We start from the raw sequence: 14,519 nt of genomic DNA on the forward strand, positions 1-14,519 counted from the left end.
GCCGTGACCCCATCCGCCACGCGCCAGGATGATCACATGACTGACGCAACTGACACCATCGCGCACCGCCGTACGGTGCTTGTCGTCGAGGACGACCCGGGTGTGCGCCGCACGCTGGACCAACTGCTGCGCTTCGAGGGCTACCGCGTCGTACCGGCCTGCGACGGGCTCCAGGCCCTCTCCCTGCTGGAGCAGGAGTCGCCGGACCTGGCGTTGGTGGACGTGGTCATGCCCGGCCTGGACGGACTGGCCCTGTGCCGGACGCTGCGACGGCGTGGCGACCGGCTGCCCGTCCTGGTCCTGACCGCCCGCGACCAGGTGGGCGACCGAGTGGCCGGCCTGGACGCCGGCGCCGACGACTACCTGGCCAAACCCTTCGCCACCGAGGAACTCCTCGCCCGCATACGAGCCCTGCTGCGCCGCACCGGAACGCCCGCGACCGGCGGGGTCCTGACCGTCGCCGACCTGACCCTGGACCCGGCCGCCCGGCGGGCGCACCGCGGCCCGCTGCCGCTGGACCTGACCAAGACCGAGTTCGACGTCCTGGAACTGCTCATGCTCCACCAAGGGGCCGTACTGACCCGCACGCAGATCTACGAGCACATCTGGGGCTACGACTTCGACACCACCTCGCGCTCCCTCGACGTGTACATCGGCTACCTGCGGCGCAAGACGGAACAGGGCGGCGCGGCACGGCTCGTGCACACCGTGCGCAATGTCGGCTACACCATCCGGGCCGCCTGATGCTCCGCACCAAGGTCACCTTCGTGGTCGTCGCAGCCGCCACGTTCGCCATCACGCTCACGACGTTCCTGTCGTACCGGCACGTCGGCGGCCTGGTCGGCGAAGAGCTGGAACGCGGGCTGCTGGACCGCGGCGACACGGTGGTGGCCCTGCTCGACACGGGCCGCACCCCGCCGCCCAGGCCCGAGTTCACCGAACAGGTGCTCCGTCCCGACGGGACGGCACTGCCGCCGGCCGGGGGCCGCGCGCCGCTGCCGGTGTCACCGGGCGCACGGGAGGTCGCCCGGACCGGAGCGGGCAGCGACCTGCGCGACGCCGTCGTCGACGGGGCGGAGTACGGCATCCTCACCAGGCCGTTGCGGGGCGGCGGCGCGGTGATGATCGGCCAGAGCTACCGGGGCGCGGAGGCCCTGGAGAACGCGTTCATGTGGCGCGTCACGTGGACCGCCGTGGCCGCCGTCGGCGGCGCGGCGCTGCTGAGCTGGCTGGCCCTGGGCCGGATCCTGCGGCCGGTGAACCGCCTGGTCCGCGCCACCCGGCAGATCACGACCACCCAGGACCTGTCCGCTGCCCTGCCACCGGCCGGGGGCGGCGAGATCGGGGAGCTGACCCGGGGCTTCGACGCCATGCTGAGCGCGCTGCGCCGCTCGCGCGCCCAGCAGCAGCAGCTCGTCCAGGACGCCGGGCACGAGCTGCGCACCCCGCTGACCTCGGTGCGGGGCAGCGCGGAGCTGCTGCAACGCGCCCGCGGGCGGCTCGCGCCCGAGGACGAGGAACAAATCCTGGACACCCTGGTCACCGAGACCGTCGCCCTGGACGACCTGGTGCGGGAGCTGGTCGAGCTGGCCACCGACCGGTACACCGGGGAGGAGCCGCAGGCCGTCGACCTGGCGGCCGTGGCCCAGGACGCGGCCCACCGCTGCCGGCAACGGACCGGCCGTACGGTAATGGTGACGGCCGCGGTGATGGACGGCGGCCGCGCCGGAGCCGACGGTGCCGGCCCGGTGCACGCACGGCCGCGGGCCGTGCAACGCTGCGTCGACAACCTGATCGGCAATGCCGTGAAGTTCAGCCCGGCGGACACACCGGTGACCGTCGAGGTCGACGGGTGCCGGCTGTCGGTACGCGACCACGGGCCCGGTATCCCGCCCGGCGAGGAACGGACCGTCTTCGACCGCTTCCACCGCGGCCCCGGCACCCAGGGAACCCCGGGGTCCGGCCTCGGCCTCGCGATCGTGCACGACCTCGTCACCACCGACGGCGGGACGGTCTTCGCCCGCACCGCGGAAGACGGCGGCGCCGTCGTGGGCTTCACCTTGCCGCCCCACGCACCCTTGCGCGGCGGGCGGCGCAGGGAGCGCTCGTAGCCAGGGCATCAGCAGCTGTCGGCTGCACCCTGACCCGTACCTGCTGCGCGCGGCCGCTACCGAGCAGATCACCGCCGGCGCCGGAGCACCCGCGGTACGGGCGTGCCCTTTGTCGCGGAGAGCGAGTTCGCCTGGTCGGGCCGGTCCACCGGCCGTGCCTCGTGACACCACCGGGGCCATGAATTCCGGAAACCCGCGATGGGCACCGCCGGCGGTCGGCAGGATGAGCGTATGGGTCATGGGGAAACGAGTCCGGACCGGATGCAGCCGATCGTGATCAGGTATCCGGAGGGTCCGGTCGAGGCGGTCGTGGAGGCCGACGCACTGGACGCCGCGCTGGATCTGAACAGGGTGATGGTGCGGGGGCCGCTGTTCGGGGTGGCCGCACAGGGCGCCGGCGAGGCGCCGCGGTGGCGGGTCGTGGTGGCGGTGGAGGCCGGCTGTCCGCAGCAGGCCCGGGACAGCCTCAACTCGTTGTTCTGGTTCCGGGCGAAGGACGAGGCGCAGAACGCGGTGGAGCGGCGTGCCTTGCTGGCTGCGGTGGCCCGGCTGGAGAGGGAACGCGTGGACGAGCTCACCGTGCTCGGGACCCGCTACCGGGTGGTGCGTGCCGAGGAGTACGCCGGGCTGGGGCGGGACGGCATCGAGCAGCCGCGGCCGACCGACCCCGAGCCCGCCGTCCCCGACTGGGAGCGTGGGTCGCGGGGACCACGCATCGATGACGGTCTGGTCCTGGACCCCGAAGCGCCGGTCACGCCCGTCCTGGCCGCGGAACGGCTGGCGCTGCGCGACCTGGACTACGCCGGGGCCCGTTACCCCGAGGACGTGTGCAGTGACTCCCGGCAGGCACTTACGACCCATCCCGACGTGATGCTGCTGCCCCCGGTGTTCAGGGTCGTGGAAAAGGACGGCGCCGGCGGCACACAGGGGTGGAAGGTCGGCAGCGGTGTGCACGTCAGTGCCCACGAGGCCCGCAGATCACTGGACTTCGCCCTGGCCTGGTTCGAGCCCCGCCGGCGGGGTCTGATCCCCTGGGACACCGACGACTGGACCGTCGACGCCCGCACGGTGGCCGCGGAAGGAAGCGACCCCGCGGCCGGAGAACTGGCCGAGTACGTCCAGGCCGCCGACCGGCTCCGGACGGAACGCGCCAACCAGCTCGAGGTCCGGGGCACCGTCTACCAGATCTGCCGCGCCCGCCGACTGCTGCGCTGGGGGCCCGACGGCCCGGAAGGCCCACGCCCCTCCGACACCAACAGCCACCCGCCCGCACCGATCCACCCCCACCTCGATGAGGACGGCAACGTTCACTTCGACCACGAGAACGACGGAACCTGATATCAGCGATCAGCGGCACGGGTGAGGTGCAGCCGGGCGCGGCCGGCGCACGGCCGGCGGCCATGAGCCAGATCATGCTTGAGGTTGACCTTGGGTCAAGGTGAAAGCTCGGTGCAACGGCACAACGCCGCCCCGCCCCAGCAGACTCAAGGAGTGACCCCTCCATGTCCATCACCCTGAGCGACCAGGACAAGAGCATCCTGCGGACCGCCGCGTACGGCGCGGTGTCGCACCCCGCGACGGCCGAGATGGCCCGCAAGCTCACCGCGGCCCCCGACGCCGCCGCGGACAGCGGGACCGTTCCGGTGGCCGATGCCGGGCACGATCGCCCGGAGTTGCAGCAGGCCCTCGAAGAGATCGTCGGTTCCGGGATCGCCGGGATAACGCTGCGCGTGCACGACGAGCGGGGCGAGTGGGTCGGCAGCGCCGGGGTGAGCGAGCTCGGGGGGACTGCCGAGCCGCCTGTCGACGGGCACGTCCGGATCGGCAGCAACACCAAGACGTTCATCGCGACCCTGGTGCTGCAGTTGGTGGCCGAGGGCAGGATCGGTCTGGACGCGCCGGTGGCGGACCACCTGCCCGGGTTCGGGCTGGACGAGCGGGTCACGGTGCGGATGCTGCTGCAGCACACCAGCGGTATCTTCAACTTCACCGGCGAGTACTACGAGGACGGGACGTTCGCACCGGGGATCCCCGCCACCACAGCGGGCAAGGAGTGGGTGGACAACCGGTTCAGGACCTACCAGCCGGAGGACTTGGTGCGGCTGGCGCTGTCCAGGCCGGCACGGTTCGAGCCGGGAGCGGGCTGGAGCTACTCCAACACCAACTACGTGCTGGCCCGGCTGCTGATCGAGAAGGTCGCCTGCCGTCCGCTCGCCCAGGAGATGCAGCGGCTGATCCTGGGGCCGCTCGGGTTGACTGGCACCGTGGCACCGGCCGCCCGGACGGAGATCCCCCAGCCGCACGCCCACGCCTACTACCGGTACGAGGACGGCGGGCAGGAGAAGACCGTCGACGTCACCCGTCACAACCCCTCCTGGATCTCCAGCGGCGGTGACATGATCTCGACCACCCGCGACCTGCACACCTTCATCTCCGCGCTGACGAGCGGCAGGCTCGTGCCGGCCGAACTGCTGGCCGAGATGTGCACGCCGCACCCGACGCCCATTCCGGGCATGGGCTACGGCCTGGGGGTGTTCCTGCAGGACACGGGCCGCGGCGGCACCCTCGTCACCCACAACGGCGGCGCCGCCGGTCATGCGGCGATGATGTTCAGCACGCCCGACGGCAGCAGGACCCTGACCGCCGCGCTGAACTATGTGGACGACGCCGCACTGTCGCTGGCCGTGCCCTTTCAGAAGGCCACGCAGCGGCTCGTCGACGAGGTGTTCTGCGGCGGGAGGACCGATCCGGCCCAGCCGACGGGCTGAATACGAACCAGGGCCGCGCCGGCTCACCGGGTCCGGCGCGGCGTACCCGTACTCCGCCGCGGTGCCCGCATTCGCGGCCGGGCTCGACCATGAGGCAGGCTGAGCAGATGAGGAACGGAGTCACGATCGGGCAAGCGGCGGCATTCGCCGGCGTCACGGTCAAGACGGTGCGGCACTACCACAAGCTGGGCCTGGTCGAGGAGCCCGAACGCGACAGCTCCGGTTACCGGAGGTACGGATCGGCCCAGTTGCTGCGGCTGGTGCAGGTCCGGACACTCGCCGGGGCGGGCGTGCCGCTGGCCGATATCGGGCCTCTGCTCGACGCCGACACCGCGTCGTTCACCACCGCGCTCGCCGACGTCGAGCGGCATCTCACCGAGCGGATCGAGGAGCTGACCGCTCGGCGTGAGACGCTGCACCGGCTCGCCGACGGCAACCGGGCGCTGCTGCCCGACCGCGCGGTGGCCCTGCTGGAGCGGATGCCCGGCCTCGGCTTCACCGCCGACGAGGTGGCCGCCGCCCGGGAGGGATGGGTGCTGGCCAGGGCCCTGTTCCCCGAAGGCTTCGACGACTACCTCACGCACGTCGAGCAGGCCGTCGAAGACCACAGGTTCGTCGCCTTGAGCAGGCGTGCCGCCGACGCCGCGTCCTGGGAACCGGACGATCCCCGCATCGCCGAACTCGCCACCGCCATGGCCGACCACTACCTCGCCAACCCCGCACAGCTGAAGATCGTGACCGCCCTGCAAGCCCGTACCCACGCCGCGACCCGGTACAAGCTGATCACCCAGCACACGGCAGAGCAGGCACCGGCCTCGGCCCGGCTGGCCGCGCTCGTCGAGACGAAGCTGCGCGCCGCCGGCGTCCATGTCCCTGTGCGGGACGCCCGTTGACCACGCTGCAGCCCGCCGCCGACAGGGACGCGCTTCTCTCGATCACGACCGGAAGCGGGCCGTGATCTGGTGTGCGTACTGGTCGTCCGGGGCGAGGTCTTGGACGGCTCGGGTGGGCGCTGACCAACCCAATGGCCGCATCCCAGTCCTGACGCTCTTCCGCTGCCTGGGCCTGCTCGAACCACTCGACAGGATGAGTATCGTGCAGCACTGCCTCCCCGGCTCCCTGTCCCCTCAGCCGTCCTGCGCCGCCAGTGCCGCGACCGCGGGGATGACGGCGAAGGCTTCGTGCATGTGCCGGACGAGGGCCGCGCGGTCCTGCTGTGCGGCCTCCGAGGAGGTCCATGCCTCCAGGGCGCGGTGCCAGGCGGCGAGCATGAGGTCGAGCAGGAGGCGCAGTTCGGTGTCGCCCGGGGACTGCCCGGCCAGCCGGCCTGCCACGATCCGGACGACGTTCGCGGAGACCTCCGAGCAGTGGCGCAGGCTGTGTGCGGTCAGGGCGGGGGTGCGGTCGGCGAGGCTGCGGCTGGCCAGGAAGCGTTGTTCCCATCCGTCCGTCATCTGTTCCAGTGCCGCGAACAGCGCGTCTTTGTAGGCGCCGAGCAGGCGCTCTCCGCTCAGGGGCCGGCTCTCGATGTCCGTGACGTACGCGGCCCACAGCTCCTTCTCCGGGGCCAGGGCCACGTCCTCCTTCGAGGTGAACGTGCGGAAGAAGGTGCGCTTGGAGACCTCCACCGCGTCGACGATCTCGTCCAGCGTGACCGTCGTGAAGTCCTGCGCGGTGAAGAGCTCCAGAGCCGTGTCGACGAGGGCCTGACGGGTCCGCAGCTTCTTGCGCTCACGCAGCGGCAGTTCTTTCGCATCCTTCTGCACGAGGCCAAGCCTACCCATTGCGATTGCCTCTTGTGAGCTTATGCCACTCAGTGGCACTATCGCTCGTCGTGAAGGCACTGACGATTGATCACACCGCCCCCGGCCACCTCGCGATCACCGAGGTCGCCGACCCGGAACCCACCCCCCACCAGGCCCTGATCCAGGTCCACTCGTTCTCCCTCAACGCCGGCGAGGTCCACCACGTGGTCCCCGAGGGCGAAGCCGGCACGGTGCCCGGCTGGGACGCCGCGGGCGTCGTCGTCCGCGCAGCCGCCGACGGCTCCGGTCCCGCGGCCGGTACCCCCGTCGTCACCCTGGGAGCGGACGGCGCCTGGGCCGAACTGCGTGCCGTCGACACCGACCTGATCGGCACCGTGCCCGAGGGAGCCGACCTCGGCCCGGTCAGCGCCCTGCCGGTCGCGGCGGGCACGGCCCTGCGCGCCCTGCACCGCATCGGCCCCATCCTGGGACGCCGCGTCCTGGTGACCGGCGCGGGCGGCGGCGTGGGCCGCTTCGCCCTGCAGCTCGCGGCCCGAGGCGGCGCACACGTCACCGCGGTGACCAGCGACCCGGCGAAGGCGGACGCCCTGCGCGCACTCGGCGCCCACGAGATCGTCACCGACCTGGCCGCGCTCGAGCACCTCGAACCGGTCCACGGCGTGGTCGAACTGGTCGGCGGCGCCCACATGGTCGCCGCACACGGCGCCCTTGCCGCCAACGGCGTGCTGGTGGCCGCGGGCCACATATCCGGCGAGGGCGAGCAGTTCCCCTACGGAGCGCTCTTCGGCAACGCCCATCGCCACAACCGCCGGATCGCCACGTACTACCTGCTGGACGACGCCGTGGGACTGGGCGCCGACCTCACCTGGCTCGCCGCACTCACCGCCCGCGGCGAACTGGACCCGCAAGTCGCCCTGCGCACCGACTGGACGCAGGCGGCGAGCGCAGCCGCCGAACTGGTGAGCCGCCGCGTGCCGGGCAAGGCCGTTCTCGACGTCCGCGGCCACTGAGCGGACCGTACGACGGCCGCCGCCGGGGTCAGCCCGGGAGTTCGTGGTCCAGCCGGATCAGCTCCGCCTCGCTCAGCGCCAGGTCCGCCGCCCGGGCCGAGTCCGTGATGGAGCCCGGGCGGCCGGCTCCCGGGACCGGGATCACGGCCGGGGAGCGCGTGAGCAGCCAGGCCAGGGCGATCTGCTGCGGGCTGACGCCGCGCTCGATTGCGATGCGGTGGAACGCGGTGCCCGTCGAGGTCGGGCCGGAGGGGCCGTCGAGGGAGCTGCGGGAGATGCCGCCGAGGGGGCTCCAGGGCAGGAACGCCAGACCCAGCTCGGTGCTCAGCTGCAGCTCGGGCTCGCTGTCGCGGACGGCGGGCGAGTACTGGTTCTGCACGGAGACGAGTCCGTTGCCGAGGATGGCGTGTGCCTGGCGGATCTGGTCGGTGGTGACGTTGGAGATGCCGGCGGCGCGTATGGTGCCGGCGTCGAGGAGGTCGCGCAGGGCGCCGACGGACTCCGCCCACGGCACGGCCGGGTCCGGCTTGTGCAGCTGGTACAGGCCGATGGCGTCCACGCCGAGTCGCTCGGCGGAGGCCTCGGCGGCGCGCTTGAGGTGTTCCGGGTCGCCGGTGACGGTCCAGCTGCCGTCGCCGGGCCGGCCGCGGCCGCCCTTGGTGGCGACCAGGACGCCGGAGGTGTCGCCACCGTAGGCGGCCAGGGCACGGGCGATCAGCAGCTCGTTGTGACCCACCTCGCCGGCGTGCCAGTGGTAGCTGTCGGCGGTGTCGATGAGCGTGACGCCGGCGTCGAGGGCGGCATGGACAGTGGCGACGGCCTGCCGCTCGTCCGGGCGGTGCTCGATGGACAGCGGCATGGCGCCCAGGCCGATGGCGCTGACGGCGATGTCCCCGATGGTGCGGTACTGCATGACGGCTCGTGCTCCTCAGACGGTGGCGGCGGGGAAGGCTGTGAGGGCTTCGGCGATGGCGCCGGGCAGCCAGTCGACGGCGCGGGAGAAGGAGAAGCCCAGCTCCTTGGCGCGGGTGTTGCTCATGGCGTAGTGGCGGTCGAACGAGAACGGCGAGGCGGCCGTCCCGCCCACGGCGACCACCTGGTAGACGGGCTCGCGGCCGGTCTGTGCGCCGACGATCGCGGCCAGGTCGCGTACGTCGAGCAGGCCGTCGGAGCAGGCGTTGAGCGGGCCCGTGAAGTCGGTGGCGGTGGCCGCCCACAGCAGCAGGTCCGCCAGCTCCTCGTAGTGGATGAACACCGTGGGCAGCGGTTTGGCGTGCACCGTGATGTCTTCGCCCCGGGAGATGCGCTCGGCGTAGTGTGCCAGCCGGCCGGTGAAGTCCTGCGCACCGCCGCCGAGTACGTGGGCGCTGCGCACGGAGGCGAACGCGAAGCCGCCGGCACCGGCGCCGACGTGGATGCCGGCATGGGTGCCGGCGTGGGTGAAGACGGCTTCGGCCTGGCGCTTGCCCTCGGCGTAGTGCGCTTCCAGGTAGGCCTCGTCGTGCCAGGGCAGGTCCATGGCCACGAGCCAGTCGGCCGGGTCCACGTTCTCCTCCGCCACCGGGGTGCCCACCGGCACAGCCGGCAGCGCTGCGGTCGCCGGGTCGTAGACCTCGATGGTGGAGGTCATGACGTAGCGACGGGTACGGCCGGCGAAGGCACGTACGGCGATGGCGGCCTGCACGGGGGTGTAGCAGACCTGGTCGATCACCACGTCGAAGGTGCGGGAGCCGAGCGCGGCGACGAGGGATGCCTCGTCGTTGCGGTCGGCGACGAGGTGCTCGACACCAACGGGCGGTCGGGCCGAGCCGCGGTTGATCACCGTGACCTGGTGGCCGGTGGCCTGAAGGCGCTCGACGAGGAGCTTTCCGAAGTACCGGCTTCCGCCGATGACGCAGATTCTTTGCATGCCCCCACCCTGGAGCTTTACGGTCATCAGCAGAAGTGGCGGCTTACTGGAAACGCTTTAAGGAATACTGTTGATCGACGTTCAGCGGCTCCGCATCCTGCGGGCGGTGGCGGACCACGGCAGCTTCAGCAAGGCCGCCGCCGCTCTCCGCCTCACCCCCTCCGCCGTCTCCCAGCACGTGGCAGTACTGGAACGCAGCCTCGGGGCCCAGGTCGTGGCGCGCAGCACCCGCGGGGTCACCCTCACGGCAGCCGGCCAGATCATGGTCGGCGCCGCCGAGTCCGTCGCAGCCGAGCTCGAACAGGCGAAGCAGCAGGTCGAGCGGCTCAGCACGGGCCGCGTCCAGCTCACCGTCGCCACCTTCACCAGCGGCGGCAGGCACCTGCTGCCCGGAGCCCTCCCCCGGTTCATGGCAGACCACCCCCACACACTGATCCACGTCAGGGAGGGCGAGCCCGAAACCACCGTGCCCCTCGTCCGCCAAGGCGCCGTCGACCTCGCTCTCGCCTACCACTTCGACGGCCCACTGCCCGTCGGACCGGGTCCGAGCGCCGGCAGCCTCCAGTGGACCGCCCTGATGGAGGACCCGCTGCACGTCGTCATGCCGGAGGACCACCGGCTCGCCGGCCGCGAGTCGCTCCACATCACCGAGCTCGCATCCGAGCCCTGGGTACTCGGCTGCCTGAAGACCGAGGCATACCTGCGCCGCTACGCCGAGCGCGCAGGCTTCACCCCGGAAGTGCGCGGCACCACGACCGACTACTTCTTCGCCCGCTCGCTCGTCGCCGCGGGCCTGGGAATCTCCCTCGTCCCGTCCATCGCGCTCGTCCCGGCGGTGCCGGGCCTGCACGCCGTCCCACTCGAACCACCGGCCCCCGCCCGGCACATCGGCATAGCCACGATCGCCCGCCGCCCGGCGCACCCGCACGTCACGGCGTTCATCCAGGCCCTGCGCGATCAGGCGGAGCAGATGAAACACGGCTGGCACGGCCGGCACGGCTAGGGAGCAGAGCCGTCGTCGTACATCACGCCGGAACCGGGCAGCCGCGTCCACGACCGGGTACGGAACCGGTGCAGCCGGCAGTCCTCCGACAAGGCGAAGCGGGGAAGCGAGACGCCGAACGCGGTGGCGACGGCCTCCAGCGCACGGCGCTCGCCCACCAGCCAGCCGGCGCGGTCGCCGGTACGAGAGAAGAAGCGCCCGGGTTCGAGGGGCGGCGGTATGGAACCACTGCGCACGACGTCCGCCTCGTAGGCGGTGAATGCGTAGCGTTCCACGCCCTCCTCCGCAACGGACAGGTGGAAGACCGGCGGACCGGGGAACTCGTCACGGCTGCACCACACCACCACGGCGCGGGTGGCGCGGGATGCCGCCGCGGCCGGGGACACGAAGCGACTCGCGCTGAAACCACGCTCATGTCCGTCGAACGCGAAGCTCCACCCCGGGCCGGCCCGGCCCACGGCCATCAGCGGCTTGTCGTCGTACCAAGGGGTTTCATCACGGCGGGGGGCCAGAAAGTGGTGTGCCTCCCAGGATGTCGACGGCTCGAGCAGGACGCTCTCCTCGTCCGCCTCCTCGTCCGCGCCGATGAGCCCGGGCAGCTCTGCCGGCCCCACGCCTTCCACCAGAACGAAGCGGTAGCCCGATTCCAGGCTGCGGACCGTCCCTTCGGCCAGCCAGGCCAGGCCATCGGGGGTCGGCGTCCGTGCGATGGGGCCGGGGCCCGGCACCGCGTGGGGCCCTCGGGGGACGGACAGGAACTCCCTCCTGCGCTCCCCCGTCATCAACGGCCCCAGGATGGAGTCCTCCAGCAGCCCGAACGGCGCAAGATGCGTGGCGTCCAACGGCTGCCACTGGGGCAGCGCCGCCCTGATCGTGTACCACGCCGCGTCCGCGTCACCCCAGCGCGCCTGCTCCCGGGCCTCGTCGACGGCAGCGCCGAACCCCCCGGGCGTGACGTAGCTGAAGGACGGCTTTCTGCGCCACGGCCCGATCAGCAGGGCATATGGATCACGCCTGCGGTGCCCGCCGGCGACGGGCTTCGGCACGGGCAGAAACTCCCGCTCGCGTACCGCGTCGGACATCCCCCAGCTGCTGTTGATGGACGACGTCTTCCCCAGCACGTAGTCGATCTGCGTGACGAGCGCTGTCGCCCGGGGCCTGCCGAACGCATCGGGCTCCGTGAGCGCGGCCCTGGCCCGCTCGTACTCCCCCGCCAGCGCCCAGTGCCAGGCGTCCTCCACCACAGCGTCCAGGGCTCGGGTCGTCGCGTTGACGAACCCCGCCTCCGGCCCCGGGGCGGCTCGCAGGCGGTGGAACTGGCGATACATGTCCTCCATGTACGCGCGGAACGACTCGTACCGCCGAGGGGGGCCGGCCGCCCGCACTTCGTGGCAGTACACCGCCCATTCGCCGTCGTCGCCGACGTCCAGCGGATCCATGAGCACATAGGTTGCGTCGGACTCCACGTCCAGTTGCAGGGCGCGGCTCCACATGTCCGCCTGCAGGACTTCTTCGGGCGAGGAGTGTTCGACGAGCTCGCCGCGGTAGAAATCACCGAAGCCGGCTTCGTCCTCGTACCAGCGGGCGTGTGCGGTCCCGGCGAGGAGACCGACGAACCCGCCGGCGTGCCGCCAGCCGTCGGTGACGTGAAGGAACTCCCGGTACGAGGGCGGGAGCCGGCAGCCGAGCCGTTCCTCCAGGGCCGCGACGTCCGCTGCGCCGGCGGGCGCGAACCCCAGCCAGCGCTGCTGCCGCGCAGCATCATCCGGGAAGTCCTACTCGGAATCGCACGACTCCGCCCACTCCGCCCACTCCGCGCTCCAGCGCTCGAGGAAGGACCGCCAGTCGAGGGTCGTCACCGTCATGACCGGATGCTCGCACGCGGCACTGACATCACCCACGGACCTGCGGCACAGCGGGCACGCCCCACGCATACTTGGGTGATGCTCACGTCTTCCCCCGCCCGGTTCCGGGACCCCGGCTACTGGAAACACCACTTCGCCGTCTCCGACTGCATACTCGTGCGCTGCCCTCGGTGCGACCGGCAGGCAGAGGTGGTCACGGCCGTCCGCGATGCCGGGGAGGATTCATCGCGCTTTGACGTGCCGCGGCGGCTCGTGTGCCGTCACTGCGGACTGTCACGGCAACGGAACAAGAACGATCCGATCGTTTTCTTCCGGGGCGGCTCCCAGGAGATGCTCGATCCCTACTTCCACGAGTCGCTCTGGCTCCAGAGGAACACGCGACACGGCCGCCTGTGGGCATACAACCCCGAACATCTCGACCTGTTGCGACGGTATGTGCAGGCGACCCTGCGCGAGCACGACCCCTGGTACGAACCCTGGCGCAAGATGGGGCTCTTCGGCCGCCTTCCCTCGTGGATCAAGCAGGCGAAGAACCGGGACGAAGTGCTTCGGGGGCTGGACCGCATGCGAGCCTCACTCGCGGCGTGAGCCGACCCCACTGGGCGGCCGGGAAGCGCCGTTCACCTTCTCCTCGACGTCGGACGGCGGGCAGCCCATCACCCCGCCGGCTGATGCGGCGAACACCAGCGCCAGCACCGCCGCAGCCGTGGTGTCTAACGGGCGAGCCGGAAGCGGTGTACGACGGCATCGAGTTTGGACACCCAGTGGAAGAGCTCCGCTTCCGTGGAAGCGACGACTTTGCAGCTGAGGAGGGTGCCGTCGACGAGTCCTATGTGGACGGTCAGCTCGCGGCCCGCCCAGGTGCGGTCGACGTTCCATATCCGGTACCAGGGAAAGCGCAGCGTCTTGCCCTTGCGGTTGAAAGCGATGCCGTGGCCGTCGGCGACGATCGCGTTCTTCCGGTCCATGGCCAGGAGTTCCGGCGCCTTGACCGGTGGCGCAGGGCTGACGGGAACGGGCGGCACGGCCACGGCGGGCCGATGGGGCGGCGGCGGGGGCGGAGCGGGGGTGTGCGGGATGGCAGGTTGCGGGGATGGGGTCGGGACGACGGCCGTGGGGGTGTAGAGGGGGCTGACGATGCCGTCGGCGGTGAAGGCGTCCAGGAGCTGCTCGGGGGTCGGCCGGCGTTGCGGTTCCTTGTCCATGCAGGCAGCCACCACGGCCCGCAGCCCCGCCGGCACCGCCGTCAGGTCCGCCTCCTGGTGCACCGAGCGGTACATCAGTGCCATGGGCGTTCCTTCGCCGAAGGGGCTGCCGCCTGCGGCGGCGATGAGCACCGCGCCCAGCGCGAACACGTCCGACGCCCCGGTGACGGGACGGCCTTCCGCCTGCTCGGGCGAGAGGAAACCGGGGGTGCCCACGGAGGTCCCCGTGACGGTCAGACCGGCTCCCTCCACGGCGCGGGAGATGCCGAAGTCCAGCACTCGGGGGCCGTCCTCGGCCATGACGATGTTGCCGGGCTTGAGGTCGCGGTGCACCAGTCCGCACTGGTGAATGGCCTGCAGCGCCTCGGCCAGCGCGGCGCCCAGGCTGCGCAGCGCCGGCTCGGAGAGGGGGCCTCGCGTGGTGACGAGGTCGGAGAGGGTGGGGCCGGGGATGTAGGCGGTGGCCAGCCAGGGCGTCTCCGACTCCGGGTCGGCGTCGACCACGGGCGCGGTGTGGAAGCCTCCCACGCGCCGCGCCGAGTCCACCTCCGCGCGGAAGCGCTCCCTGAAGACCGGGTCACGGGCCAGTTCCGGCCGTGCCACCTTCACCGCCACAGCGCGGCCGCCGCGCGAACGGGCCAGGTAGACGATCCCCATCCCGCCTTCACCGAGCACCCGCTCGACGGCATACGTCCCAATGTGCTCCATGCGCTCCACGCCTCCCTTTTCAACCGCGCAAGCCTATGCGCCCCTTCCTGTTCAGCTGAAAAGGAGTCAGCGGTTACAGAGCATTGCCGGGGCTCGGCCCCCAGCATTCTCTTCGACGCTGTTGGCGAATTCGGGGGCTGGTCCTACTTCGCCCCGCCGAGCGTGAGCTCGGCG

General features: G+C 71.6%; 13 protein-coding genes. 8 read left to right on the top strand and 5 right to left on the bottom strand.

Annotation, left to right across the window (positions count from 1 at the left end):
* Positions 1-36 precede the first annotated feature (36 nt).
* From IE305_RS26815 to IE305_RS26835, 5 genes are all read left to right on the top strand, one after another.
* Positions 37-744, top strand: coding sequence for a response regulator transcription factor (locus tag IE305_RS26815; RefSeq protein ID WP_190132343.1), 708 nt, complete (start codon positions 37-39; stop codon positions 742-744).
* Positions 744-2,111, top strand: a complete 1,368-nt coding sequence (locus IE305_RS26820; RefSeq protein ID WP_190132344.1) for a sensor histidine kinase — start codon at positions 744-746, stop codon at positions 2,109-2,111. The genes IE305_RS26815 and IE305_RS26820 overlap by 1 nt, the downstream gene beginning before the upstream one ends.
* Before the next feature lie 261 nt (positions 2,112-2,372).
* Positions 2,373-3,449 carry a DUF5954 family protein gene (locus IE305_RS26825; protein ID WP_229891568.1) on the top strand — a complete coding sequence of 359 codons (1,077 nt, stop codon included), beginning with the start codon at positions 2,373-2,375 and terminating at the stop codon, positions 3,447-3,449.
* Positions 3,450-3,613: 164 nt separating this feature from the next.
* Positions 3,614-4,879 (top strand): serine hydrolase domain-containing protein, encoded by a 1,266-nt coding sequence (locus IE305_RS26830; protein ID WP_373311754.1) that lies wholly within the window; start codon positions 3,614-3,616, stop codon positions 4,877-4,879.
* A gap of 107 nt (positions 4,880-4,986) precedes the next feature.
* Complete coding sequence (locus IE305_RS26835; RefSeq protein WP_190132346.1) at positions 4,987-5,772, top strand: MerR family transcriptional regulator; 786 nt, start codon at positions 4,987-4,989, stop codon at positions 5,770-5,772.
* A 234-nt stretch (positions 5,773-6,006) separates the two neighbouring features.
* Here IE305_RS26835 and IE305_RS26840 read toward each other — a convergent pair whose 3' ends face one another.
* Positions 6,007-6,645: a TetR/AcrR family transcriptional regulator gene (locus tag IE305_RS26840; protein WP_190132347.1), complete on the bottom strand. Its 639-nt coding sequence runs from the start codon at positions 6,643-6,645 to the stop codon at positions 6,007-6,009.
* A 68-nt stretch (positions 6,646-6,713) separates the two neighbouring features.
* Between IE305_RS26840 and IE305_RS26845 the strand changes: the two genes are divergently transcribed.
* Positions 6,714-7,655 carry a zinc-binding dehydrogenase gene (locus IE305_RS26845; protein ID WP_190132348.1) on the top strand — a complete coding sequence of 314 codons (942 nt, stop codon included), beginning with the start codon at positions 6,714-6,716 and terminating at the stop codon, positions 7,653-7,655.
* Between the two features lie 28 nt (positions 7,656-7,683).
* On the opposite strand, the gene IE305_RS26850 is transcribed toward IE305_RS26845, so the two are convergent.
* Positions 7,684-8,568 (bottom strand): aldo/keto reductase, encoded by an 885-nt coding sequence (locus IE305_RS26850; RefSeq protein WP_190132349.1) that lies wholly within the window; start codon positions 8,566-8,568, stop codon positions 7,684-7,686.
* A gap of 15 nt (positions 8,569-8,583) precedes the next feature.
* The gene (locus IE305_RS26855) at positions 8,584-9,564 is read right to left on the bottom strand and encodes an NAD-dependent epimerase/dehydratase family protein (RefSeq protein WP_190132350.1); all 981 of its coding nucleotides are present in this window, start codon (positions 9,562-9,564) and stop codon (positions 8,584-8,586) included.
* A gap of 70 nt (positions 9,565-9,634) precedes the next feature.
* Here IE305_RS26855 and IE305_RS26860 point away from each other — a divergent pair, with 70 nt between their 5' ends.
* Positions 9,635-10,567: a LysR family transcriptional regulator gene (locus tag IE305_RS26860; RefSeq protein ID WP_190132351.1), complete on the top strand. Its 933-nt coding sequence runs from the start codon at positions 9,635-9,637 to the stop codon at positions 10,565-10,567.
* On the opposite strand, the gene IE305_RS26865 is transcribed toward IE305_RS26860, so the two are convergent.
* Positions 10,564-12,306 (bottom strand): SMI1/KNR4 family protein, encoded by a 1,743-nt coding sequence (locus tag IE305_RS26865; RefSeq protein WP_373311755.1) that lies wholly within the window; start codon positions 12,304-12,306, stop codon positions 10,564-10,566. The two genes, IE305_RS26860 and IE305_RS26865, sit on opposite strands and share 4 nt — an antisense overlap.
* 204 nt (positions 12,307-12,510) lie before the next feature.
* On the opposite strand from IE305_RS26865, the gene IE305_RS26870 reads away from it, so the two are divergent.
* Positions 12,511-13,020, top strand: a complete 510-nt coding sequence (locus IE305_RS26870) for a hypothetical protein (protein WP_190132352.1) — start codon at positions 12,511-12,513, stop codon at positions 13,018-13,020.
* 125 nt (positions 13,021-13,145) lie between these two features.
* Here IE305_RS26870 and IE305_RS26875 read toward each other — a convergent pair whose 3' ends face one another.
* The gene (locus IE305_RS26875; protein WP_190132353.1) at positions 13,146-14,345 is read right to left on the bottom strand and encodes a serine/threonine-protein kinase; all 1,200 of its coding nucleotides are present in this window, start codon (positions 14,343-14,345) and stop codon (positions 13,146-13,148) included.
* Between the last annotated feature and the right edge of the window lie 174 nt (positions 14,346-14,519).

Origin of the sequence: Streptomyces mashuensis (genome assembly GCF_014654785.1) — a bacterium.
Lineage (GTDB): Bacteria > Actinomycetota > Actinomycetes > Streptomycetales > Streptomycetaceae > Streptomyces > Streptomyces mashuensis.